We start from the raw sequence: 20,979 nt of genomic DNA on the forward strand, positions 1-20,979 counted from the left end.
CCGTTATTCACTAAAATCTATGACTGTTCCAGGAGCAAAAGCCGGATCAAGATACTTGTCTAAGGGACACCCAAGCAGTCTTACAATCCGTGCCTGACCGCTCTCAAGCTGCTCAACTTGCATTAACATTCCCTGAATGGTCACTTCCATTGTGGGTTGAGCGGTGCTGATAGCTCCCTCAAAAATCTGCTCCAGCGGCAGCACTGTGTAGAAGGTCATTGAGTCAGCCCTCCCTGCATCAGCTCACCGGATACATTCGAAGCAGACATGCCGGCAATCATAGTATTAAGATGGGCCAGGGCAGCCCCTATTCCGCCTACCTCATCCATTAAGCCGTATTTAACGGCATCATAACCTCCAACTGCTGTACCGATATCGCGGTTAAGCTCACCGGTTTTGAACATCAGATCCTTAAATTGCTGTTCACTGATCCGGGAATGAGAGGTGACAAACCGGACCATCCGCTCCTGCATCCGCTCCATATATTCAAACGTCTGCGGTACACCGATTACTAGCCCGTTCATGCGGATCGGATGAATCGTCATGGTCGCACTTTCCGCAATGATCGAATAGCTTGAGGCTACAGCGATAGGCACACCTATGCTATGACCGCCGCCGATGACCACAGTAACAGTTGGCTTGGATAAAGAAGCTATCATCTCGGCAATTGCCAGCCCTGCCTCCACATCACCCCCGACTGTATTTAGAATGATCAGAAGGCCTTTGATGTTCTTGTTCTGCTCCGCCGCAACGAGCTGAGGAATGATGTGCTCATATTTGGTGGTCTTATTATGTGGCGGCAGCACGAAATGCCCTTCGATTTGGCCGATAATTGTCATGCAGAAAATATCCGGTTCCCCGCTTGGGACCACCGTCTGCCCTAATTCTTTCAGTACCCCGACCGTTCCGGGAAGAATTGGTTCTTGAGAGGCAGGTTTTACCTCCTCCGGCTGAATTCCCTCGTTATTGCTCATATTTGATCCATACGTATATTCCAATGCAGCTCACCCTTTCCGCTTGCAGCTTCTAGCCGCTGCAGCCAGCCATACTAACTTTTCTTAGTATGACATTCTGAGGGACCCCCTTATACAGACACCCCCGATAAAATGTCCGCCTGAACGCCGTCTTGAATTACCTAATTTCAATAATGTACCAAAAAGCCCCTCCGCCCCAGGAAACCGTCCAATATTTCCGGGGTAGAGGGGCTCGTAGGCCCTGCTTATTTATGTTTTGAGAAGAAGCAAGCTTCTTACACTTCCATGATAATTGGCAAAATCATCGGTCTGCGGCGTGTCTGTTCATACAAGAAACGGCCGAGCGAATCTTTTACGCTTGTTTTGAGCGAAGCCCATTCATTGACCTTCTCGCTCATCAGGCGCTGAAGCGTGCCGGAAACAATCCGGTTAGCTTCATCCAGGAGCCCTTCGGACTCACGGACATATACAAAGCCGCGGGAGATGATATCCGGTCCGGAGACAATGGCTCCGTTCTGCTTGCTCAGCGTTACAACAACCACTAGGATACCGTCCTGAGACAGCAACTTACGGTCACGCAATACGATATTACCTACATCACCTACACCCAGACCGTCGATCAGCACGTTGCCTGCTGTAACCTTACCGGCTCTGCGTGCTGCTCCGCCCTGAATTTCAACAATTTCACCAATTTCTGTGATGAAAATATTGCTGGATTCTACTCCTACGGATTCAGCCAGCAGTGCATGTCTGCGCTGCATCCGGTATTCACCGTGGATAGGAATGAAGTATTTCGGCTTCATCAGGTTGAGCATCAGCTTGAGCTCTTCCTGGCTGCCGTGACCGGATACGTGAACACCGGAATTGGATCCGCTATAAATGACGTTGGCGCCTAGGCGGAACAGTTCATCAATAGTACGGCCGACATATTTCTCATTACCTGGAACCGGTGTTGCCGCAATGATAACAGTGTCGCCCGGCAGAATGTCCACCTTGCGGTGACTGGAGCGTGCCATGCGGGTAAGTGCAGACATCGGTTCGCCCTGGCTGCCTGTGCAAAGCACAACCACGCGGTTGCCAGCCATTCTGTTCATTTCTTCCGGTTCAATCAGCATGCCGTCTGGCACGTGCAAATATCCCAGCTCGGAAGCAATTGCGACAACATTCACCATACTGCGTCCGATAACTGTAATCTTGCGTCCGGTAGATTCAGCGGCGTTCACCACCTGCTGAATACGGTGTACGTTCGATGCAAAAGTAGCAACTACAACGCGCTGGTCGGCTTTGCGGAAGATATCTTCCAGCACGATGCCGACATTTTTCTCTGATGGCGTGAAGCCAGGTTTCTCGGCATTGGTACTGTCGGACATGAGTGCAAGTACACCTTTTTGCCCGATTTCCGCCATCCGGTGCAGGTTGGCAAATTGACCGTTGACTGGTGTATGGTCAAATTTGAAGTCACCTGTATGAACGACATTGCCTTCCGGTGTCTCGATGCATACGCCGACTGAGTCAGGAATACTGTGGTTGGTTCTGAAGAAAGTTACCCGCAGGGAAGTCCCCAGTTCAATCTCAGAATCTTCATTGATCAGAATCCGCTTGGTTTCGCCAAGCAGGTTGGCTTCCTTGAGCTTGTTATCAACAAGGCCCAATGTAAGTCTTGTCCCGTACACGGGAACATTCAAATTCTTCAGCACATACGACAGACCGCCAATGTGATCTTCGTGTCCATGAGTGAGTACAATACCTCTTACTTTGTCACGGTTCTCCGTCAAGTACGAGATATCAGGGATAACAATATCAATACCGAGCATGTCCTCTTCAGGGAACTTCAGTCCCGCATCCACGACCACAATGTCGTTTCCGTATTGAACTACATACATGTTTTTCCCGATTTCTCCGACTCCGCCCAAAGCGAAAATCATCAATTTATCGTTGTTATTTTTTTTGGACAAATGAATCTAACCCTCCTATGATGTTGGACGTCATACTTTTATTTACAAATAATTAAGCTCCATATTTCAGCGGCGCTGAACACATAGTTCAAATTGCCGATAGCTTCCAATCCACAGGGATATTCCGCCTAAGTCTGAAAAATTGCGCAATGCGAAAAATCCCGAAACCCGAGCAGTGAGTAGCTTCTTGAAACGGATATCACCCGTCAACCTTCACTGCCGCGCCCCTCGCGCGAAAAATCGGCAGCAATAGCACAGACTTATACAAGGACCTATCCTGTCTCACAATGTAAAAAACATTGACGGAAGATTACCGCATATTTAATTAACCGCACCCAGTCACTTAAGAACATTATACATGATTTTTTTGGCAAAAGACAAGTCATCGGCTTCGTAACGTTATTCTTTCCTTAAAATACAGGCATTATTTGAGGAAAAGTTTGATCGGGGGACTAAGAAAAAGAGGCATTGAAGGCATTTAGGGACTGCCACCTGGGACACAGATTTAATAGAAAATTAATGTAAACGATGATAACTTAATTATTCATACAAAAAACCGGCAATCCCTCCGGGATGCCGGTCTAATGCAGAAGATCTTGCTAAACCCATGAGGCCTATTTCAGCAGGGATTCAATAAATGCGGCCTCTGCTTCATTCGGCCCTACCAGGGGGAGCCGCACAGAGCCTACATCGATTCCGCGCAGTCCGAGGGCGTATTTCACAGCAGCAGGGTTAGGCAGCGGCTGAGGACATTCAAACAGCCCCTTGAACACCGGAAACAGCTGACGGTGCTTCGCGCCTGCGCGCTGCACATCGCCAGAGAGAAAAGCATTAATCATCTCTGACATTTGCGCACCGATCACATGGCTGGCCACGCTGATAATACCATGTCCGCCGACGGCGAGTGTAGCCAGACCTGCAGAATCATCACCGGAATACACATGAAAATCATCCGGGCAAGATGTTGCGATCAGTGTAATCTGATCCACGGATACACATTCCTTCGTGGCGACGATATTCGGAATCTCAGCCAGCCGCAGCGTTGTTGCAGCGCTCATGCTGACACTTGTACGGCTGGGAACATTATAAAGAATACAGGGCAGCGAAGTATCCGCAGCAATTGCCGAGAAATGCTGATACAGCCCCTCCTGATTCGGTTTGTTGTAGTAAGGAACGACAAGAAGCACTCCGTCTACGCCGAGTTTCTCCGCTTCCTTCGTAAGATGTATGGAATGTCTGGTGCTATTGCTGCCCGTTCCGGCGATGATCTTACAGCGTCCGTCCGCTTTTTTCAGAACAAAAGAGAACAGCTGCAGCTTCTCCTCGTCAGTTAAGGTGGGGGATTCCCCGGTCGTTCCGCAAACCACCAGTGCTTCGGATTTCTGCTCTTCAATCAAATAATCCACTAACCGGGAAGTTGCTTCCCAGTTGATTTCTCCAGCCCCGTCAAAGGGTGTTACCATCGCAGTGATTAGTCTACCGAAATCCACTTTGAATTCCTCCTGTCAGCGGTGCAATTCAAATTTAGCATGCAGCGCACGCAGCGACTGCACCATATCTTCCTTTTTCACAAGAACCCAAATAGTGGTATTCGAATCTGCCGACTGCAGAATCTGAATATTTTGCGAGCTCAGTGCTTCAACGATCCGGGCCATAATTCCGGGCACACCGTTGATGCCGCCGCCGATGACCGATACTTTGGCACAGCCGGACAGGCTTTTGGGCCGGAGTCCCAGCTCCTGGAGCGCAGCGATCGCCTGCTCTGATTTGTCGTCATTCACAGTATAAAGTGCTTCCGAAGGCGTTACATTGATAAAATCCACACTGATGCCGCTATCGGCCATACTTTTGAAAATCTGCAGCTGCACTCCCGTGCCGTTACCATCAGGACATTCCACGGATATTTGAGTAATATTGCTTACATAAGCGATCCCCGTCACAAAACGGTCTACAATGCCGTGGGAAACGTCACTGAACCCTTCAGGATGGGTGACCAGTGTTCCTTCCGCTTCGGAGAACGTAGAGCGCACACGAACCGGAACCTGGGCTTGCATGGCAATCTCCACGGCACGCGGATGAATGACCTTAGCCCCCTGGTATGCCATATTACAGATTTCAGTATAACTGACATAGGTCAGCGGCTTAGCATCTTCCACAATCCGCGGATCAGCCGTGAGAATTCCATCCACATCGGTATAAATATCGACCATATCCGCACGAAGTGCAGCTCCCAGGGCCGTAGCCGAGGTATCGCTGCCGCCTCTTCCAAGAGTTGTGAAATCCCCGGCTTCGGTCTGACCCTGAAACCCGGTTACTATTACTACTTTATGCTCACGCAGTTCCCGTAGAATCCGTTCTGTGCGCACATCCAGAATTCTTGCATTGCCGTAGCTGCTGTCAGTCAAAAAGCCCGCCTGAGCCCCTGTCAGCACGGTGGAACGGATGCCTTCCTGCTCCAGCAATCCGCATAGTGTAGTTGCAGAGATGATCTCTCCGCAGCACATCAAAAGGTCCTTCTCGCGGTCCGGCAGCGAATTGCCGTTCTGCACGGCCCAGTCCAGCAAGGTGTCAGTAGCATAGGGCTCGCCTTTGCGGCCCATGGCTGACACTACAACAACAAGGCTGAATCCGCTGGCAAGTTCCCGTTTGACATGGCGGATAACATGCTCTCTGGCCATCGGAGTGGAAAGTGAGGTACCGCCGAATTTTTGCACTAAAATACCCATTATATAATTCCTCCATTACTTCTCTAAGCAAGCACACTGGTGATGCGCAGAAGAACTGTCTAAATCCAAAGAAACGGCTCTTGATACGCCAGGTCTATACTTTGATACACAGAATAAACTGCCATCCTTACTATTTACAGCCGGTTATGCAAAGCCTCGTCCGATATTGACTGTACCAATGCACTCCCTATAATCATTCCCGCTGTTCTCGGAGCAACAATACCCGGAAGTCCCAGTGCAGCGATGGCCTTGATCCCGTGCTGCTCTGCATACCGGAAATCACATCCCCCGGGGGCAGAGGCCAAATCAATAACGACGCAATGCTTGGGGATTCTCGATAGCACCTCAGCTGTAAGGATCATGCTCGGTATGGTATTAAAGATGAGATCGGCTTCCTTCACCTGCTCCAGCAATGCATCAGTCATAAAGGGCTTCCAGCCCATCTCCTCTGCGCGCGCGTAATGCTCCGGCTTCCTGACTCCCATCTTGACACGGGCTCCCAGGCCCTGCAGCGTTCTGGCCATCGTAAACCCGATTCTGCCCATGCCAAGCACCACCGAGCACGAACTATGAATGGTAAAATCGGTATTCTGAATGGCCACAACCAGCGCACCTTCTGCAGTCGGAATAGAATTGTAGATAGCCACATCATCCCGGCTCATCAATTCAACCAGTCTCAGCGAATGGCTGGCGCACAGGCTGCGCAAATAGCTTTTGGCTATACCAGTATACACCGTACAGCCTGTTGGCAGCGCTGCAAAATGTTCCTCCAGTAGCCGGATGGGGCCGGAAGAAAACGCCGCGGTCAGGTTCCCCTCTTCGTCACAGCCCGCCGCCGGCAGTACGAGTACATCCGCGCAGCCCAGCAGTTCCGTCGAGAGCGGCTCCAGCTTCACATCTGGAATAGGAGTTTCCCATTTATCAAACCCGGCAGCATAGACGATAGCATCCATTTCGACGCATTTGCGGATCACTTCAAGCTGTCTTGCGTCCCCGCCCAGGAACACGGTCCTGATGCCAGTCAGCATAGGGATGACGCTCCTCTCAAATTACAATTCCAATTCCGGGATTGCTGAAAAAAGTGTTGAACCGCCCTCAGAATGAGGACGGCAGATTTGAAGCCTATGATCAGGTCTGTTCTGGCAGACTTTCATGCTATGCTGAATGAAACCGTTCGATAATCATCGGCTGCAGCTGTTTGCCCTGCAGGGCTGCGTAGCAGGCCTCGGGAATGAGTTCCATGCGCGCTACAAGCGAATTAGGCTTGCCTTCGGGGTTATCCTGGCCGAACGGTACAAAATAAATATGTTTGGCTACAAGAAGCTTCGCAATATTCGCTGCGTTCAGGCCCAGCCCGTCATTGGTGGAGATCGCCAGCACGAGCGGACGGCCATTACGCATCTGCGATTTGGCTGCCATCAGTACAGGGCTGTCAGTCATCGCGTTAGCCAGTTTGCTCGTTGTATTCCCTGTGCAAGGAGCTATAGTGAGCACATCGAGCAGCTTGGATGGACCCAGCGGTTCCGCTTCAACAATTGTAGAAATGATATCATTCCCCGTTATATCTTTCAACTGTTTTAGCCAATTTTCCGAAGTGCCGAAGCGTGTGTCCGTGTTCAGCACAGATGCCGAAACAATCGGCACTACATTCGCCCCACCGTCCATAAACCGCTGAATCTGCGGCATCACCTCAGCAAACGTGCAGTGTGAGCCGGTAATGGCATAACCTACTGTTTTTCCATGCCAATCCATTTATTGGTCCCCCTTGTTTAAAGTCTCCTCCGAGATCGACTGTACCAGCGCACTTCCCATAATCATCCCGGCACTTTTCGGGGCTACGATCCCTGGCAATCCGGGTGCAAGCATAGCCTTGATTCCCCGCTTCTCCGCATACCGGAAATCACAGCCGCCCGGAGCTGAGGCCAAATCGATAATGACGCAATGCTTAGGTATCCTGGAGAGCACCTGCGCCGTGATAATCATGTTCGGTATAGTATTAAAGATCAGGTCGGTATCCGTCACCTGCTGCAGCAGCTCACCGGTCATAAAGGGCTTCCAGCCCATCTCTTCCGCACGGGCAAAGTGATCCTGCTTCCGTACACCCACTTTTACAGTAGAGCCTAATCCCTGCAATGCCCTTGCCATCGTAAATCCGGTCCGGCCCATGCCCAGCACCATCGAGACGGAACCGTGGATCGTAAAATCGGTATTCTGAATGGCCATGACTAGTGCGCCTTCCGCTGTCGGAATGGAGTTATAAATCGCTACATCATCCCTGTTCAGCAGCTCTACGAGCTTCAAGGAATACTTAGCGCACAGACTGCGCAAATAATTTTTGGCCATACCGGTATATACGGTTGAGCCCTGCGGGAGTGCAGCAGCATGCTCATCCAGCAGCTGCAGGCGTCCGGTGGAGAACAGCGCGTTGATATTTCCTTCCTCGTCACATCCTACCGTAGGCAGCACCAGTACATCCGCACTGCCGAGCAGCTCCGGCGACAGCTGTGCCAGGTTCACCCCCGGGCTAGGGGCTTCCCATTTTTCGAACCCGGCGGCGCTTACCGTCGCATCCATTTCCACGCATTTTCGAATCACTTCAAGCTGTCTCGCGTCCCCGCCCAGGAACACGATCCTGATGCCAGTAAGCATAGGGATGACGCTCCTTTCCACATACACTATCGACTATAGAGCATCTTATGCCGGGTCAGGCGGATGGGTGATGAGCGGAGAATAATTCCTGGGCGAATATCTCGGGTAGTGTGTAGGAGGGCAAATCTAGAAGCTGAGGATTGCCGGAGCAGATGTGTATAAAGGGACCTCCTTCCGAAAATAAAAAAAGCTTGCGGATTGCGCCCTGTTTGGGGCGGATTATCCGCAAGCTTTTATATAAAAATTTAGAACTGCATCACTTTACTTCCCTGTATGACCAAAGCCGCCGGCACCGCGCTCGGTTTCAGACAGCTCTTCAACTTCTACCAGTGTCACAGCCGGAACAGCCTGGAAGACCATTTGGGCAATCCGCTCATTGCGGGCAATCGCAAAAGGCTCCTGACCCAGGTTAATCAGCAGCACCTTGATTTCACCCCGGTAATCAGCATCGATGGTGCCCGGTGTGTTGAGGCAGGTAATGCCATGCTTAAAGGCCAGGCCGCTGCGCGGGCGGATTTGTGCCTCCAGCCCGTCCGGCATCGCCAGGGCGATTCCCGTAGGGATCAGTGCACGCTCACCCGGAGCAAGCACCACCTGCTCGGTTACAGAGGCATACAGATCATACCCGGATGCCTGCTCCGACATTTTGCGTGGCAGCAGCACATCCTCATTTCCCGGAAGCTTGTTAATTTGAACGTAATAAGACAAGATCATCTCTCCTAACATTGGCTATAGCTTTATCTGTCGAGCCGACCATCGCCAATGCGAGAGGTGCAGCAAACATTTGATCCAGCAGCTGGTTCACATCATCCATCGTTACACGCCCGATTTTGTTAATCATGTCATCCAGTGTATCATGTCTTCCCAGCATCAGCTCGTTTTTACCGATCCGGTTCATCCGGCTGCTGGTGCTCTCGAGGCTTAGGATCAGACTTCCTTTGAGCTGCTCCTTGCCTTTTCTCAGCTCATCTTCACTGATACCCTTTACAGCAAGCTCATGCATCATTTCCTTGATCAGCTCCGTAACCTCTTTGGTCTGCTTCGGCGCTGTCCCCGCATATACGGTGAATAGGCCGCTGTCTGCCTGGGAGCTATGATAAGAATACACGGAGTAAGCCAGTCCGCGCTTCTCACGGATCTCCTGGAACAGGCGCGAGCTCATCCCACCGCCAATAGCGTTGTTTAAGAGCACCATCGGATATTGCAGCGGACCGCCGCTCTGTACACCCGGCAGGGAAATACAGATGTGGTTCTGCTCCGTTTTTTTGCGGTGGAACAGCAGCTCGCCATGGAATTCAGGTGCTGTCAGCGCAGCAGCCTCGCCATGATTGTCAAAAGAACCAAAATGGCGCTCCAACAGCTCTGTCAGATTATCATCGATGTTGCCCGCTACGCTGATCACCGTATTTTCAATAGTATACTGAGCCTTCATATAGGCGCGCAGATCATCCGGCGTCATTTCCAGCAGGCGTTCCTTTAGACCAAGAATCGAATACGCCAGCGGATGTTCCCCGTAAGCGGCTGCGCACATCAGGTCATGGACCAGATCATCCGGCGTATCCTCGCACATGGAGATCTCCTCAAGGATAACATTCTTCTCCTTGGCCAATTCTTCGGCGTCCATTCGCGAACGGAAGAACATATCGGAGAGCACATCCACTGCAATCGGGAGATGCTCATCGAGCACTTTTGCGTAATAGCATGTATATTCCTTCGAGGTGAATGCATTGACGTTGCCGCCAATCGCATCAAACTGCTCGGCAATATCCTTGGCGCTGAAGCGGTCAGTGCCCTTAAACAGCATATGTTCAATAAAATGAGAAATCCCGTTATTCAAGGGGTTCTCATTGCGGGAGCCCGTTTTGACCCAGATTCCAAAGGAAACGGATCGGCCGGTGGGAATTTTCTCTGTCACCACTCGCAGGCCGTTTGATAATACGATTTTGTCCAATTCTAAGTCCTCCTGGCACAGCCTTGTTTCTGTCCTGTAGATTTGTTAAGCGCGACTCTAATCCTACCAGAAATTAACGACTCACTCAACTTCGGAGGGCATCAGGCGCTCTGCTGACAACGTCTGGCTGACTGTTCCAAGCTGCAGGCCCTTTGCTCTGATCGCCCGTATCATGCCTTTCAGTGCCTTGGAGGAAGATGCCGTCGGATGCATCAGTATCAGCGTTCCCGGTTCTGTCTTGGCACTTATTTTAGCAATTACAGATTCCGGGGAAGGATTCCGCCAATCGACCGTATCCAGCGTCCACAGCACCGTTTTCAGCCCTAAGGATGCAGCTATGTCCACCGTTTCCTGATCAAAATCGCCTGAAGGGGGAGCGAACCACTGATTCGTAACTCCCAGGCTCTCCTTGAGGAGGATTTGTGTCTTCTGGATCTCCGCTGTCGCCCGGGCCCGGCTTAATGTACTCATATTCGGATGAGTGTAAGCATGATTCTCCATTTCGTGACCACGCTTCTGCATCTCTGCAGCCAGTTCTTTATTTTTACTGAGCCAGCTGCCGTCCAGAAAAAAGGTCACCTTCACCTTTTCCTCATCCAAAATGTCCAGCATCGGTTCAATATACTGATTGCCCCAGGCCACGTTGATCATCAGCGAGACCATAGGTTTGGCCGGATTGCCCCGGTAGATCGGATGCGCCCCGAGATCATTTAAGGAGACCTTAGGCCGGATTTGGCGGTAAACCAGCTTAAGGCCGTCACCCGGACCTTTCAACAGTGCGTTGCGGTACGTAGCTTCTACATCTACCTCCAGCCCGTTATAGCCCGGTATGGCTTTCCAAATGCGGTCTACAGTGGCATCTACAGGTGCTGCATTCAGCTTGGCTGCCTCGCTCTGAACCAGTAAACGCAAATCCTCATTTTGTTCCTTGGGATGATTAGCCATTACGGCCAGTCCATCCTCCGGCTTAAGCTGGGCCAGCATTTCCTTCACGGGTCTGTATGTACTGCCAATCCCGATTACAACAGCGATACAGGCCAGCACAAGTGCTGCCTTGTCCGTCTTCATGACGTTTTTCCTCCCCGCGCACAGTTCGTAACAGGACTCTTTGTCCCAGACTATGAATGACAGGAGAAAAATATGCTTCTTACCCGGCTTAAGCACGCCAAAAAGAAACGGAATTACCGCCCTGCCCGGGAAGAAATCCGTTTCTGCAAATAATCTGGTCTGGAAATTATAGCCTATTTAAAAAAAGAGCCAGACGCAAATGCTTCTGTCTCTTCTTAAAAATATCCGTAAAGCCTGCTGCAAAAAAGGCAATCCGCAGCTTACGCTTTCGCTCCGGCTTCCGAAGTCAATACCGCTTTGCGCGACAAGTTGACGCGGCCCTGCTGGTCTATTTCGGTTACTTTTACAGTAATCGTATCGCCGATAGCCACAACATCTTCTACTTTCGCTACGCGCTCTGTGGACAGCTGGGAGATGTGTACCAGCCCGTCTTTGCCGGGAATCAGTTCAACAAAAGCACCGAACTTCTCTATGCGGCGAACCGTACCTACATAGATTTCACCAACTTGGACTTCCTTCACAATGCCTTCGATGATGCCGCGGGCTTTTTGGATCATGGCTTCGTCGGAAGAGCCGATAAATACGCGTCCATCCTGCTCGATGTCGATCTTTACGCCGGTTTCTTCGATGATCTTGTTGATGATCTTACCGCCGGCACCAATAACATCACGGATTTTGTCCGGATTAATGTTGATGATAATGATCTTAGGTGCATATTGGGACAGGCTAGGTCTTGGCTCAGAGATAGCTTCCATCATCTTACCGAGGATGAACAAACGTCCTTCTCTGGCTTGCTCCAACGCTTCCTTCAGAATCTTGCGGTCAATACCGGCAATCTTGATATCCATCTGAATTGCGGTAACACCTTCTGCAGTACCCGCTACCTTAAAGTCCATATCACCCAGATGATCTTCCATACCCTGGATGTCTGTCAGAATGGAGACATGTTCTCCGTCTTTGATCAGACCCATAGCTACGCCGGCTACAGGAGCCTTAATAGGTACCCCTGCATCCATCATTGCCAGAATACTGGCGCAGATACTTGCCTGGGAAGTCGAACCGTTGGATTCAATCGCTTCCGATACCAGACGGATCGTGTATGGGAATTCAGTTTCACTAGGAATAACCTTGGAAAGGGCGCGTTCACCCAGTGCCCCGTGACCGATTTCGCGGCGTCCCGGTGCTCTAAGCGGGCGGGCTTCCCCTACGCTGAACGGCGGGAAGTTGTAATGATGCATGAAACGTTTGGTTTCGGTCGGATCGATACCGTCCAGAATCTGCACATCTCCAAGCGCACCAAGTGTACATACGCTGAGAATTTGTGTTTGTCCGCGGGTAAAGAGACCGGAACCGTGTGTGCGCGGCAACAGTGCCGTATCACATTCGATAGGACGGATTTCATCCAGCTTACGGCCATCCGGACGCACTTTGTCATGCGTAATCAGGCGGCGCACTTCATCCTTGACGATGTCATGCAGTACTTCCTTAACGTCTTTCAGAAGCTCTGGTGTCTCTATGTATTTCTCCACGAAATACTCCACCGTTTCGCTGTTGATCAGATCGATAGCATCCTGGCGTGCATGCTTCTCGGCAATCTTGACAGCTTCTACCAGACGGCTCTGCGCAAAGGCACGAACCTCTGTGTTCACGTCAGCATTTACCGCGTGCAGCTTCACAGCCATTTTTTCTTTACCGGCAACTGCTACCAGTTCTTCAATCACTGCTACGATCTTGCGGATTTCTTCGTGCCCGAACATGATTGCTTCCAGCATCACGTCTTCCGGCACTTCGTTCGCTTCCGCTTCAACCATCATGATGGCATCTTTCGTTCCGGCAACTACGACATAAATGTCGCTGGCTTCCTGCTGGGCAACGTCCGGATTAATGACGAATTCGCCGTTGACCCGTCCAACCGCCACTCCGCCGATCGGCCCGTCAAACGGCACATCGGAGATGCTCAGGGCAGCAGACGTACCAATCATAGCCGCGATGTCCGGGGCACAGTCCTGATCCACACTCATAACCATGTTCAGTACTTGAACGTCGTTACGGAATCCTTCCGGAAACAACGGACGAATCGGACGGTCGGTCAGACGGCTGGACAGAATTGCTTTCTCACTCGGTCTGCCTTCCCGCTTGATAAATCCGCCCGGGATTTTACCTACTGCATATAATCTTTCTTCATAGTTAACCGTAAGCGGGAAAAAATCCAGATCTTTAGGCTCACTGGAAGCTGTAACCGTACACAATACTGCAGTATCTCCGTAGCGTACCATAACGGCGGCATTTGCCTGTTTGGCAAGGCGGCCGGTCTCCAGCACCAGGCGTCTTCCGCCAAGCTGCATTTCTACACGTTGTTCCATAAAACCCCTCCTTGAATAGTAGTAAGCCCGCTATCGAACCGCAGGCTGTAGCGTAGTTCTTCATGAACCGTAAGGCTGTCTCAGATTATCAGAGCACGCACCGGTTCTGTATGTTCTACAAGCAAAAACGGCTTGTCCTCAAAGAGAGGTGAAATAGCCGTTTGTGCGAATCATATCCATTTGCCACTGTAAAAGTTTTCCCTAAATTTTCAAAAAGCAACCCGGCTGTCCCGCTGTCGATCGTAAGAAGGACATACGGTATACAACCAGGCTGCTTTAAGGTTACTCTTATGGGAAATTAACGACGCAATCCCAGTTTCTCGATCAGGGCGCTGTAACGTCTGATGTCTTTGTTCTTCAAATACGCCAGCAGTTTACGACGTTGTCCAACCATCTTGAGCAGTCCGCGACGGGAATGATGATCCTTCTTGTGCGTACGCAAGTGGTCAGTCAAATTAACGATGTTCTCCGTAAGGATAGCAACTTGCACCTCAGGGGATCCAGTATCGGATTCATGAGTTTTGTGCTCGTCGATCAATTGGTGTTTACGTTCTTGAGTCAATGCCATCCTGTTCACCTCCTTCATTATAATCGCCAGTAGCCTCGTCGCCGTCGGTGAGAACGTGCAACCAAGCTAAGGTTATGATGCTGTCATTCCAGCAACGTTAATCAGTATAGCATCTTCGAAGACAAAAGTAAACGCATGTCCAAAGAAGATTATGAAGGATATCCCAGCAACACTTTGGCTGTCTCGGCATCCTTGGAAATTTGCGAGATCAAGGCATCAATGGACTCGAATTTCCGTTCAGGACGGATAAAGCCTTCAAGCTCTACAGTGAGCTCCTGTCCATAGATATCTGCGGCAAAATCGAACAGGTGTACTTCAAAACTCGGTGCCACCATCCCGTCATGGAATGTGGGCTTGACACCAACATTCATCACCCCGTACAAGACTTCCTCCTTAAAGAAGACCTTAACGGCATAGACCCCCTTGGCCGGAATGACATACCGGTCTTCCAACTGGAGATTGGCGGTCGGGAAGCCGATGGTGCGCCCGCGCTTCTCACCATGTCCGACGATCCCGCGCAGATGATAACAGCGTCCAAACCAGCTATTCGCAAGGGCCAGATCACCGCTCTGCAAGCTCTTACGGATCCCGGAGCTGCTAACCTTCTCCCCATCAAGCAGGAACGGAGGAACCGTCTCCACACTCATTGCCCCAAGCCCCAGCTCACGGAGCATGTCCGCATCGCCTTCGCCCAGGTACCCGAAGCGGAAATCAAACCCGACTACTGCAGTTATAATCTGCAGCGGCAGCAGCATAATGGAGACAAAATCCTGCGGGCTGACCCGGGAAAGCTGCTCATTAAAATCAATTATATACAAAATATCGACACCCATACCGGACAGAAGCTCCTGCTTATCCTTCGGCGGGGTCAAATATCCATCATAGTCGCCTTTGCCCATAACATCCTTGGGATGAGGATGAAAGGTCATCACTGCAGCCGGTACACCTTGTCTCCGGGCCAGAGCTACAGCGGATGTAATGACGCTGGCATGTCCGCGGTGCAGTCCGTCAAACTGGCCCAGTGCAGCTACTTGCGGCTGTGCCCACTCGGCTGCGGTCTCCGGCGGCATTGGATAGCTTAAGGTTACGGTTCTCACGCTGTTTCTCACCTACAATTCACAAATGAAATAAATAAATTAACCTTGTGCGAAGACTTTAACAGGTGCAATAGCACCCGATTCTTCCAGCTTGTAAATACCCAGGAATTCTCCCTGAAGATCGTAAAGCCGAAAGTCCCCGCTCTGCTTCACTTCGGGTGCCACATACCGGATCGAAAGACGTTGTCCCTGCATGGCAGCCTTCTTCTTCTCATCGATCACGGAGTGCCGCGGCAAGTGGGAAATAGCCTCGTCTGCCGCAATCAAATGCTGCTCAAGAGTGCCTGCTTCTTTATGTTCGGCAATCTGCTCAAGTGTCAGACAATGGCTGGCAGAAATCCCGGCAGACATCGTACGCGTAAGCTCGACCATTACACCGGGAAGTCCAAGCGCACGGCCAATATCCACACAAAGTGTACGGATATAAGTGCCCTTCGAACACAATACGCGGAAAGTAATATCAGGATAATTGCCGTTCCAGACCATATCCGTCATTTCAATTTCATAGATCTCCACTTCGCGGCTTTTGCGTTCGACAGTTTTGCCTTCTCTGGCCAGCTCATAAAGACGCTTACCGTCAACCTTGACCGCAGAATACATCGGAGGAACCTGGGAGATCACTCCTTTGAATGAGTTCAGCACCTCAAGCACTTCGGCTTCAGTAACATGAACTTCATCCACCGACTCCGTAATCGTACCGGTCATATCTTCTGTATCACTGGATAAGCCAAGTCTGAGGGTCGCAACATATTCCTTGGGCAGCTCCTGGATATATTCCACCACCCGGGTAGCCCGTCCGAGACAAAGCGGAAGCACTCCGGTCACTTGAGGATCAAGTGTACCTGTGTGACCAATCCGTTTCATTCCAAGAATCCTCCGGGCCTTGGCTACAACGTCATGCGAAGTGTATCCTGCAGGCTTATAAACCGCCAAAACACCTGTAAGTTCACTCATAGATGACGTCTAACCTCCTCAAGAACCATCGGAATAGCCTGTTCCATTGTTGCATCAAGACGGGCACCGGCAGCACGGGTATGACCCCCGCCACCAAATACTTGTGCAAGTGCCGCGACATCCACTTTACCGGCTGAGCGCAAGCTTACTTTCACAGCATGCTCATTGATTACTTTGAAAAGAATACCAACCTCAACCCCACGGATATTACGGGGATAATTCACTATGCCTTCCAAATCTTCATTGGCTGCTCCACAGTCAAGCATATCCTGCGGCGTTACATGCACCCAGGCAATATCACCTTCGGGGGACATCTCTAGTGTATTCAATGCACGGTTCAGGACTTTCACCTGAGGCAGGGTCATTTCCTCCAGCAGGTTCTCCGCCAGTTCAGGACCGTTTACCCCCATAGCCAGCAGTTCAGAGACCGCAGCCATCACTTTGGGTGATGTATTGGAATAGCGGAATCCGCCGGTGTCAGTTAGCAGTCCCGTATAAAGCGCCGTGGCAATATCGAGGTTCCATTCTACTTGAAACGTCTTCAGCAAGTCGAACAAAATTTCCGCAGTTGCAGCAGCATCCGGCTTAATGAGCGTCACGAAACCATAACCGTTATTGGTAGGATGATGGTCAATATTCACGATGAGCGCATCACTGGCAAAATAACGCTGGGTCAGTCCCACACGCTGAAAATCTGCACAATCGACGCAAATAACATTGCTGTATTGGCGCTGCAGCTCACCTTCCGCCAAATTGACAATTTCACCGGCATGCCATAAGTATTCCATCCGCTGCGGAATCGGACCTTCATTCAGCATAGTATATTTTTTGCCCAGACATGAGAGAAGCCAGCCCACCGCGAGGGTGGAGCTGACTGCATCTCCGTCCGGCTGAACATGCGACACTACAAGGTAATCGTCGTGTTCCAGCAGAAACTTACGGGTCTGCTGGAGACTTTGTTCATAGCTCTGCATTCGCCGTCTCCTTTATGTTTCCTAGCTTTCTTCGTGCTTGATTTCGCCGAGCAGCTTCTCAATATGACTTCCGTATGCAACGGATTCATCAATTTTGAAGATCAGCTCAGGCGTATGACGCAGGCGGATCGCCTTGCCAAGCTCAGAGCGGAGAAAGCCGTTAGCTTTCTCAATCGCTTTGAGTGAGCCTGACTGCTGCTCCGCATCCCCGAACACGCTCAGGTATACTTTGGCCTGAGATAGATCGTTCGTCACATCTACCCCGGTTACGGTAACGAAACCAATGCGCGGGTCTTTCAGTCCGCTTTGGATAAGCTGGCTCAGTTCTTTCTTAATCTGCTCGCCAACCCGTCCGGCTCTGATTTTAGACATCTGTATTCACCTCTTTGCTTAGCGCTCAACCTTTTCCATGATGAACGCTTCGATGATGTCGCCCTCTTGGACGTCATTATAGCGTTCCAAAGTTATGCCGCATTCATAACCCTGCGCCACTTCTTTGGCATCGTCCTTAAAGCGTTTCAAGGTGTCGATCTTACCTTCGAACACGACGATTCCGCCGCGGATCAGGCGCATTTCGGCATTGCGGGTGATTTTGCCGTCTGTAACCATACAGCCTGCAACGCTACCCACTTTGCTGATTTTGAAGACATTACGTACTTCGGCATGGCCAATAACATTTTCTTTGAAGATTGGATCTAGCATGCCCTTCATGGCACTTTCAATCTCTTCAATAACGTTATAAATAATGTTGTGCAGACGCACATCCACTTTTTCTTGTTCTGCAGCGGCTTTGGTCTGGGCGTCCGGACGAACGTTAAAGCCGATTACGATCGCATTTGATGCTGCCGCGAGTGTAATATCGGATTCCGTAATCGCACCGGCACCGCTGTGGATAATCTTGACGCGCACGCCTTCGACTTCGATTTTGGCCAATGAGCCTTTAAGCGCTTCGACCGAACCCTGTACGTCACCTTTGATGATAACGTTCAGATCTTTGATCTCGCCGTCTTTGATGTGCTTGAACAAGTCGTCCAAAGTTACACGGGTATTGGTATTCAGCTCGGATTGACGCTGTGACGTCGAACGTCTGTCAGCGATCGCACGGGCTTTACGCTCATCTTCAAAGGCCATGAACGGATCGCCCGCCTGCGGCACTTCGGTCAAACCGGTAATTTCCACTGGTGTGGAAGGTCCGGCTTCCTTGATTTTGCGTCCCTTGTCATTGACCATGGCGCGTACGCGTCCGAAGCAGTTACCTGCAACAAAAGCATCTCCGACTTTCAGGGTACCGTTCTGTACGAGAATACGGGCAACTGGCCCGCGGTTCTTATCAAGCTCTGCTTCAATCACGGTACCGCGTGCCCGTTTGTCCGGGTTCGCTTTGTACTCATTGACTTCAGCTACGAGCAGAATCATTTCCAGCAGTTCTTCCAGGTTAATACGCTGTTTAGCGGACAGGTTGACGAAAATGGTGTCGCCGCCCCACTCTTCCGGAACCAGCTCATAGTTGGTAAGCTCCTGCTTCACACGGTCTGGATCTGCGCCCGGCTTGTCGATTTTGTTGACTGCAACAATGATCGGAAGTCCGGCAGCCTTCGCATGGTTGATCGCTTCCACCGTCTGCGGCATAACACCGTCATCGGCAGCTACGACGATAATCGTCATATCTGTAACTTGGGCACCACGGGCACGCATCGCGGTAAAGGCTTCGTGACCCGGTGTATCCAGGAACGTAATTTTCTTGTGGTTGATTTCGACTTGATAAGCACCAATATGCTGAGTGATCCCGCCGGCTTCGCCGCCAGTTACGTTCGTCGAACGAATCGCATCGAGCAATGTTGTTTTACCATGGTCAACGTGACCCATGATCGTTACAACCGGTGGACGGGTCATCAGATCCTCTTCGGAATCATTCTCTTCCACGGTTTCGAAGCTGTCTTCATCAACTGGAATCTTCACTTCTACTTCAACCCCGAATTCACCGGAGAGCAGCAGGATGGTGTCGATGTCGAGCTCCTGGTTAATTGTAGCCATAACACCCATCAGGATCAGCTTCTTGATTACTTCCGAAGCATCCTTATGCAGCAATTTGGCTGTTTCGCCAACGGTCATGCTGCCGCGAACAATGATCTTTTTCGGTGTGTTGTCGATCTTCTCACGGTGTACCATTGGCTGGTTTCTGCCGCCGCGGTTGTTCTTGCCGCCACGGCCGCGGAAATTCCCGCCCTTGCCGTCTTCAAACCGTTTTTGGCTGCCGTTGTTGTTCGGTCTGCCGCCGGTAGTGTTCTTCTTAGGACCTCTGTCGCCGCCACGGGAGAAGTCTCCGCCGCCGCCTTGACCTTGTGGACGGCTGTCTGTACGCGGAGCGCTTGAGCCTTGTGGACGGTCACCAGTACGTGGTGCACTGCCTTGACCTTGCGGACGGTTGCCGCCGGTGGAGCTGCCTTGCGGACGGCTTCCGCCGGTGGAGCTGCCTTGCGGACGGCTTCCGCCAGTGGAGCTGCCCTGCGGACGGTTGCCGCCGGTGGAGCTGCCCTGCGGACGGTTGCCGCCGGTGGAGCTGCCTTGCGGACGGTTGCCGCCGGTGGAGCTGCCTTGCGGACGGTTGCCGCCAGTGGAGCTGCCTTGCGGACGGTTGCCGCCGGTGGAGCTGCCTTGTGGGCGGGAATTCTGTGTGGAGCCTGATGTAGTTCTGCGGGAATCTTGTCCGCTTTGGGGCCTTGGGGACGTCGTCGATTGGTTGTTGTTTTGGTTACTGTTCATACCTACCTGCTTTTCCGGTTGATTTTTGTTGGCATTCTGAGCACTCTGCGGTTCGGCTGTTACCGTTCCGGTAGTTACCGGACGGCTGCTGGTGCCGGTGTCACGCTTGGCTGCAGCGTTTGATTTGATATCCTTAAAGAATTGCTCGACTTTTGTTACCGAGCTATTCTCCATCACACTCATATGATTATTCACAGGAACATTCAAACGCTTCAGAATTGTAATGATTTCTTTACTGCTCATGTTCAAAGATTTCGCGTATTCATACACGCGCAGTTTATCCTTATTGTCTTCTTTAGTCAATAACTCCACCTCCGACAGTATCTCCAAGCGTTCTGGAGATCATTTCCGCGAATCCTTTATCCGTAACGGCCAGCACTACGCGCTGGTCTTTACCAATACTTGCACCGAGTTCATCCCGGTGAAATGCGATTACTAGTGGAATATCGTAGGTCCCGCATTTATCACGGAACTTTTTTTGGGTATTATCTGAAGCGTCACCTGCAAGGACGACCAGCTTCGCCTCCGATGACCGTACTGCCTTGAGTACAGCCTCGTCGCCGGTGACAATCTTGCCTGCTCTCATGGCAAGCCCTAAATAAGAAAGTGTCTTACTCATTGTCCTCACTATCCTTTGCTGCTAAAAACTCTTCTTCCACGGATGCAAAATCCCTGGCTAGCTGAGCATAGATTTCAGGACTCACTTGACATTTTAACGCACGGTCAAGCGCTTTGTTCTTTTGTGCCAGTTTAAAGCATTCCAGTTTACCGCAGATGTAAGCACCACGGCCTGACTTCTTGCCTGTCAGATCGATCAGCACTTCGCCCTCAGGCGTGCGAACCACGCGAATCAGCTCTTTTTTGGGCATCATCTCCTGGCTGGCCACACATTTGCGCAGCGGTACCTTTTTTTGCTTCATCCTAATCGCCTCCCGTC

20 protein-coding genes are annotated in these 20,979 nt (G+C 51.0%); all 20 read right to left on the bottom strand.

Annotated features, from left to right (window positions below):
- Positions 1-3: 3 nt before the first annotated feature.
- On the bottom strand, positions 4-219 hold the full coding sequence (locus L6H70_RS06070) for a YlzJ-like family protein (RefSeq protein ID WP_236330920.1): 216 nt from the start codon (positions 217-219) through the stop codon (positions 4-6).
- Positions 216-974: a ClpP family protease gene (locus tag L6H70_RS06075; RefSeq protein ID WP_236330923.1), complete on the bottom strand. Its 759-nt coding sequence runs from the start codon at positions 972-974 to the stop codon at positions 216-218. The genes L6H70_RS06070 and L6H70_RS06075 overlap by 4 nt, the downstream gene beginning before the upstream one ends.
- 275 nt (positions 975-1,249) lie before the next feature.
- The gene (locus L6H70_RS06080; RefSeq protein ID WP_236330926.1) at positions 1,250-2,929 is read right to left on the bottom strand and encodes a ribonuclease J; all 1,680 of its coding nucleotides are present in this window, start codon (positions 2,927-2,929) and stop codon (positions 1,250-1,252) included.
- 614 nt (positions 2,930-3,543) lie between these two features.
- Positions 3,544-4,419, bottom strand: coding sequence for a 4-hydroxy-tetrahydrodipicolinate synthase (gene dapA, locus L6H70_RS06085; protein WP_236330929.1), 876 nt, complete (start codon positions 4,417-4,419; stop codon positions 3,544-3,546).
- Between the two features lie 15 nt (positions 4,420-4,434).
- The gene (gene dapG, locus L6H70_RS06090; protein ID WP_236330933.1) at positions 4,435-5,655 is read right to left on the bottom strand and encodes an aspartate kinase; all 1,221 of its coding nucleotides are present in this window, start codon (positions 5,653-5,655) and stop codon (positions 4,435-4,437) included.
- A gap of 134 nt (positions 5,656-5,789) precedes the next feature.
- A complete protein-coding gene (gene dpsA / locus L6H70_RS06095; protein WP_236330936.1) occupies positions 5,790-6,683 on the bottom strand; it encodes a dipicolinate synthase subunit DpsA in 894 nt (297 codons plus the stop codon).
- Between the two features lie 127 nt (positions 6,684-6,810).
- Positions 6,811-7,407 carry a dipicolinate synthase subunit B gene (locus L6H70_RS06100; protein WP_054941035.1) on the bottom strand — a complete coding sequence of 199 codons (597 nt, stop codon included), beginning with the start codon at positions 7,405-7,407 and terminating at the stop codon, positions 6,811-6,813.
- Positions 7,408-8,304: a dipicolinate synthase subunit DpsA gene (gene dpsA / locus L6H70_RS06105; RefSeq protein ID WP_236330939.1), complete on the bottom strand. Its 897-nt coding sequence runs from the start codon at positions 8,302-8,304 to the stop codon at positions 7,408-7,410.
- Positions 8,305-8,565: 261 nt separating this feature from the next.
- Complete coding sequence (gene dut / locus L6H70_RS06110; protein WP_187388785.1) at positions 8,566-9,012, bottom strand: dUTP diphosphatase; 447 nt, start codon at positions 9,010-9,012, stop codon at positions 8,566-8,568.
- Complete coding sequence (locus tag L6H70_RS06115; RefSeq protein WP_236330943.1) at positions 8,990-10,255, bottom strand: M16 family metallopeptidase; 1,266 nt, start codon at positions 10,253-10,255, stop codon at positions 8,990-8,992. Before L6H70_RS06115 ends, dut begins: the two co-directional genes overlap by 23 nt.
- 81 nt (positions 10,256-10,336) lie before the next feature.
- Positions 10,337-11,323 carry a polysaccharide deacetylase family protein gene (locus L6H70_RS06120; RefSeq protein ID WP_236330946.1) on the bottom strand — a complete coding sequence of 329 codons (987 nt, stop codon included), beginning with the start codon at positions 11,321-11,323 and terminating at the stop codon, positions 10,337-10,339.
- 260 nt (positions 11,324-11,583) lie between these two features.
- Positions 11,584-13,686 carry a polyribonucleotide nucleotidyltransferase gene (gene pnp, locus L6H70_RS06125; RefSeq protein WP_236330951.1) on the bottom strand — a complete coding sequence of 701 codons (2,103 nt, stop codon included), beginning with the start codon at positions 13,684-13,686 and terminating at the stop codon, positions 11,584-11,586.
- Between the two features lie 298 nt (positions 13,687-13,984).
- Positions 13,985-14,254, bottom strand: coding sequence for a 30S ribosomal protein S15 (rpsO, locus tag L6H70_RS06130; protein ID WP_019910460.1), 270 nt, complete (start codon positions 14,252-14,254; stop codon positions 13,985-13,987).
- A 149-nt stretch (positions 14,255-14,403) separates the two neighbouring features.
- Positions 14,404-15,351, bottom strand: a complete 948-nt coding sequence (locus L6H70_RS06135) for a bifunctional riboflavin kinase/FAD synthetase (RefSeq protein ID WP_236330954.1) — start codon at positions 15,349-15,351, stop codon at positions 14,404-14,406.
- Positions 15,352-15,390: 39 nt separating this feature from the next.
- Entirely contained in the window at positions 15,391-16,305 is a 915-nt protein-coding gene (gene truB, locus L6H70_RS06140) for a tRNA pseudouridine(55) synthase TruB (RefSeq protein ID WP_236330957.1), read from the bottom strand.
- Positions 16,302-17,279: a DHH family phosphoesterase gene (locus tag L6H70_RS06145; protein ID WP_236330960.1), complete on the bottom strand. Its 978-nt coding sequence runs from the start codon at positions 17,277-17,279 to the stop codon at positions 16,302-16,304. Before L6H70_RS06145 ends, truB begins: the two co-directional genes overlap by 4 nt.
- Positions 17,280-17,300: 21 nt before the next feature.
- Complete coding sequence (rbfA, locus tag L6H70_RS06150) at positions 17,301-17,651, bottom strand: 30S ribosome-binding factor RbfA (protein WP_054941043.1); 351 nt, start codon at positions 17,649-17,651, stop codon at positions 17,301-17,303.
- An 18-nt stretch (positions 17,652-17,669) separates the two neighbouring features.
- Entirely contained in the window at positions 17,670-20,345 is a 2,676-nt protein-coding gene (infB, locus tag L6H70_RS06155; protein ID WP_236330963.1) for a translation initiation factor IF-2, read from the bottom strand.
- Entirely contained in the window at positions 20,338-20,661 is a 324-nt protein-coding gene (locus L6H70_RS06160; RefSeq protein ID WP_036724725.1) for a YlxQ family RNA-binding protein, read from the bottom strand. Before L6H70_RS06160 ends, infB begins: the two co-directional genes overlap by 8 nt.
- Complete coding sequence (rnpM, locus tag L6H70_RS06165; protein ID WP_054941045.1) at positions 20,654-20,962, bottom strand: RNase P modulator RnpM; 309 nt, start codon at positions 20,960-20,962, stop codon at positions 20,654-20,656. The genes L6H70_RS06160 and rnpM overlap by 8 nt, the downstream gene beginning before the upstream one ends.
- Positions 20,963-20,979 lie beyond the last annotated feature (17 nt).

This window comes from Paenibacillus auburnensis (genome assembly GCF_927798115.1).
In the GTDB taxonomy this organism is placed as follows: Bacteria; Bacillota; Bacilli; order Paenibacillales; family Paenibacillaceae; genus Paenibacillus_AQ; species Paenibacillus_AQ auburnensis.